Below are 4301 nucleotides of genomic sequence, written 5' to 3' on the forward strand. Positions count from 1 at the left end.
AAGTAAATTTCATAACGCTCTGAGATAGCCAAGCATACCTCCTTCAACGTCTTGTCTACTTCATCGCTAAAGACCACTCTTCGATACTTTGCTGGACAGACCAAGTGATACATAAGAACAGTGACATTGTGGGATTTGTGGATGAACCTACTTTTAGCCATCCACAAAATGTAGTCACAAGTTCATGCTGCGGCTAATGCCGCAGAAACGCAGCAAGCTGCGGGGAATATGACCCGTAGAGATTTAATCTTTGGTAAAGTCCAGGGGCTGACCCTGACTGCTGGTGTGCTTGCCGGTTTTGAAGATGTGGATGCTTTTCATGATGTCCAATGAACAGGCCCTTGATCCCGTCATTCTGGGCCTGGGGCTGTTCAGCAGACATACAGAAAAGTTCCGAAGTGATTCAGCTGTTTATTGTCAGAACTGAGAGTGCATCAGGAGTTTGCAGCTATCTCATCGGCTAAATCCTGATCCCATTCAAAATCTATATTGAACTTGCCTGTGGGGTAAAGTGTAAACTTGGCTCGGTTCCAACGATCACTTTCTCCTTCAGTTGTAATATCATGAAGTTTCTTAAACTCTTTGTAGGTTTTATAACCTACTTTAAAGTTTTTCGTTTCTTCGCTCGATGAAGTAATGTAGCGACCTTTATACTCACCGGAATCTCCAAAATATTCAAATTCGATAAATGCTTCGGCCCAGTCTTCACTTATGGCATCAACGATTCTGGTGGCAATGTTTGAATAAATTTCATCAATAGTCATTTCTTATCCGCTGCTCTGATTTTCAAAGGTGGCTTCGAAAAGCTCTCCATCTATCCAGTATTCTACTTCGAAAGCTTCTGGTCTTTTATCATCTCCATCATAGATTGCCTCAATGTTAACTTTTACGATTTTTTTAGGGTTGTCGGGTGGATCATCTTTTAAGGCTTCTGCCCATTTATTCTCCATCCTTTTCCAACCACCCCGGTTAAGATTTGAGTTCATAGGGAGATAGTTGATCTGTTCCCCTGGACCGTCAAAGATTGAGGCGATCAGGTGGCCGCCATCGTCATCGGTCAAACCATCCTTGATCCCTTCTGCCTTACCGGCTTTACCCTGTTGATAAGTATTGCGGTCTCTCTTGGTCAGATCCAGTTCCCCGGATACCCGGTTGACTCTACCATTATCATCCGTTTCATAAAGATAGGGACCCACCTGATACTTATGATTGGGCTTCAGCTCACCATTCAAGGCTTTATTCCAGGAGCCTTTTTCTCCGGGTTCAAGGACAATGACGTCTTCAGGTGTGTTTGATGTGCTTTCATCTTTGGGCTCTTTCTCTGGCCCTTTAGGTGGCGGATTATTCTTCGGAGCCGGTCGATCATCCTCCGGCAGGTCTTTCGTCATATCCCCGCTGGAGCAGGTACGGAGTGTCTGCTTCGGAGTGTGTTTTTGAACCGTTTTCTTGAGTCCAGCCAGCTCACTGAACAGTTCACCCAGCACCGTCATCTGTCTTGCTAATCGAGCTTTGGAAGTGATATTAACAAGGGCTCCGGTGCCTGCAGTGAATGCAGCCAGAACCAGCGTCTGCAAAATCTCAAAGGCGCCACTGCCTGCCAGTTCACTGATCTCGAGACTGTGTTGAGCCCTGGCGTAATCTTTGGCAAACCGGGTGAGTAATGCCTGACAACGATCGTCTTCCCAGAGGATGTTTGCGACGGTCCAGGCCTGGGTGAAATCTTCTGAACTGATTTTCCTGGGATCAAAGCCAAGTACATCGACAATCTCTTTATACTCAGCCTCACGCCAGTGCTCATTGAATTCGCGATACCAGTCAATCACTGAGTCGTGAGTCTGGGTCTTCAGATAGGCCTCATACACCCGGCCACGCTGTTTGACCTTGCTGACCACATCATGAACTTCTCCCATCCAGGTCAACAAAGAGGCTACCGACTGCTTAACGCCTTGTCCAAATCGGTTAGTATGGGCCTGGACTTTGCCTCCTGTATCCAGGGCTTGATACTGCTGGTTAATAACCGCAGCTTCGGCCTTTTCGCTGGCTATGATCTGTCCCAGTTTGACCTTGATCTGGTCATAAAGGGTCTCAATTTTTTGCAGGTGGCGAGACGGGTTGCGATAGACAATAAATACGTTCAGATGACCACGATACAAAGCATCTCTGGTCAGAAAGCTGGTTGGCGAGTGGTGATAACTTTTTAGAAGAGGGTGGCCTTTCAGCTTGTCTTCCAGTTCAAAGCTTTGGCCCAGCTGAAGATTGAAGAGAAAATCCCAGGCTTCGTCTTCTGATAAGAAGTTGAGCGGCTCATGATGAAAATAATAAGGTTCATCAGTGAGTACAAACTGATCGCCCTCTTTGCTGACCAGGTGGATCTGGATACGATTAAAGGCTTGGTTCCTTCCAAACACACGCTACTCCCTATGTGACTCCGTTCTTTTTAACACCATGCCATCGCGCTGTATGCTATTTTCCTTAAGTCCCGCTTAACTTTGAAGCAGTGAACAATCAGGCTGTACTTTTGGTTGCAATGTACAGTTTTCATCCATGCTTCGGTTCAATTTATAGTATCAGCTCGTGTCCATGTTTATTTTGTTTACCTTTTAAACATATTGTTTGTTGATCAGCGTTTTTGACCCACAAGCTATCCCGCAGCCTGTGCGTTTGATGAAAAAAACAGAGTTCTCGGTCAGTGCTATGTACTGACTGAGGCTCTTTTTACGTTCAGCCTCTTTGTTGCCTCCCACAACCAGTCCAGGGCAGCTGTTGTTTTCACAAATTTTAATGTCCATTTCTTACCGCTGCATGTAAGACGACCAACAGATCGAACCACTTTTCGGATCAATGGCCTGATTCCATGCTTTCTTTCTTTTTTGGGCAATCCCTTGTACTGCAATGCTCTCAGTATAATCTGAGCAATTTGTCCACAGGCATAAAAAGCCTGATTTGCGTGAAATTTCCGACAGGGTGGGTGGTGTAAATCCAGATCAGTCAGTGGTCCTTTTTGAGCATTTTCCTGCCCCTGTTTTTCACGGTGGCGTCTGACCAGCTCTTTCAATGACAGGTCAGCTCTGCTCACCAGAATGACGCCGTAACGCGGCTCAAGTAACCATTGCTTCCCGTCGTGCCAGCGCCGGGTAACGACATAGGTTTGTTCCCGTTGCCATTTAGCTGGCTGATGATGGGAGAAGAGAGCCTCTTCGGTTCCGTCACTGCGGATAGGCGTCCAGGCACTATCCGGTAACCCGTCGATGAATTCGAGTACCGGGCGACAGTTGTTGCTATTGGTCACACTGATAGAGAAGTCCCATTGCTTCTGCTCAAACCATTCGACAACCTCTTTGTTGTAGTAGGCATTATCCATACGGGCCCAGACTGGAATCCCCTGCTCAATCAATGGGGCAACGTCATTTTCGAGTTGCTCTTGCCAGCAAATACAAACATCACTGGCTCCGGGATTAAGGCGACCACTGACCCATAAATGACCAATGAAAATATTGTGAAGCCAGTACTGTCTGTTGCCTGTGTAGCCAACACTAGCCTGCTCAAAATAGCGTCCGGTCACTTCGATTTCAGTGCCATCGAGAAATACCGGCAAATACTCTTTTTGTTGAACAAAATGCTGTATCACTTCAGGAGCTATTTGCTGACAAAGGCTGCGGACAACGGAATATAACGCTTTCACGGCATCGGCATTAAATAGCGTCAGATATTTCCCCATACGTCTTGAGGAGCGTACATCCTCAAGGCCGAGGAGACTGACTGTAGGTTTGTCTGCACGCAAGGCGTCCATATCGGACAGTTTTCCATTTCCGGCGCAGAAATTATGAATCAGGCCAAGAAGAGAGTCTTTGTCATCACAGCCACGATTACGTTTCTTGAGATGGATGTGTTCTTTAAGAAGGTCGGGAAGTTTGAGCTGGTTGGCAATCCGAGCTACAAACAAACTACCGGCCATGCCCGTAAGCTTGGCGTCAGTAAATTCGATGTCGATATTTTCAGGTTTTGGAATTATCATCTGGAAGCGTCCCTGTGTAGCACCCTATGGGTGGATTGTTATTAGGGAACCTGCGAATAACCTCTAATTTACTTCCCTTCTTGAATCGAGTTCGAAGTAGGACTGAAATCAGAGGTCTCAACCCCTTATTTGTATGATATTTAGCCACTTTCGTGACTTCAGGGCGGACTAACCCTGTGCCCGGATCATTTGATCCAGTCGAACAATATTCGCCAGGGCAAATAAAGTAGACAGTTTATTGTCATTCTTCTTCAAACCTCGATACCTGGCTTTTATAAATCCAAAT

At 46.2% G+C, this 4301-nt stretch carries 4 protein-coding genes and 1 pseudogene; all 5 read right to left on the minus strand.

The annotated features are described in order from the left end of the window. A partial coding sequence (locus tag WG89_RS29780) for a transposase (protein WP_172806784.1) occupies nucleotides 1-161 on the minus strand: 161 nt, incomplete at its 3' end. A gap of 273 nt (nucleotides 162-434) precedes the next feature. Further along, complete coding sequence (locus WG89_RS26770) at nucleotides 435-764, minus strand: immunity protein YezG family protein (protein ID WP_062270713.1); 330 nt, start codon at nucleotides 762-764, stop codon at nucleotides 435-437. A 3-nt stretch (nucleotides 765-767) separates the two neighbouring features. Continuing rightward, on the minus strand, nucleotides 768-2408 hold the full coding sequence (locus WG89_RS31790; protein ID WP_062270714.1) for a DNA/RNA non-specific endonuclease: 1641 nt from the start codon (nucleotides 2406-2408) through the stop codon (nucleotides 768-770). Nucleotides 2409-2692: 284 nt separating this feature from the next. After that, nucleotides 2693-4015 carry an IS1380 family transposase gene (locus WG89_RS26780; protein ID WP_062270715.1) on the minus strand — a complete coding sequence of 441 codons (1323 nt, stop codon included), beginning with the start codon at nucleotides 4013-4015 and terminating at the stop codon, nucleotides 2693-2695. Between the two features lie 168 nt (nucleotides 4016-4183). Next, nucleotides 4184-4301, minus strand: a pseudogene (locus WG89_RS32425) (IS5/IS1182 family transposase); the annotation flags it as partial.

It is taken from the genome of Endozoicomonas arenosclerae (assembly GCF_001562015.1).
Lineage (GTDB): Bacteria > Pseudomonadota > Gammaproteobacteria > Pseudomonadales > Endozoicomonadaceae > Endozoicomonas_A > Endozoicomonas_A arenosclerae.

What these genes read in the sequence shown, in the direction of transcription:
- WG89_RS26770 (WP_062270713.1), bottom strand. Translation starts at nt 764, where the DNA reads ATGACTATTGATGAAATTTATTCAAACATTGCCACCAGAATCGTTGAT.
- WG89_RS26780 (WP_062270715.1), bottom strand. Translation starts at nt 4,015, where the DNA reads ATGATAATTCCAAAACCTGAAAATATCGACATCGAATTTACTGACGCC.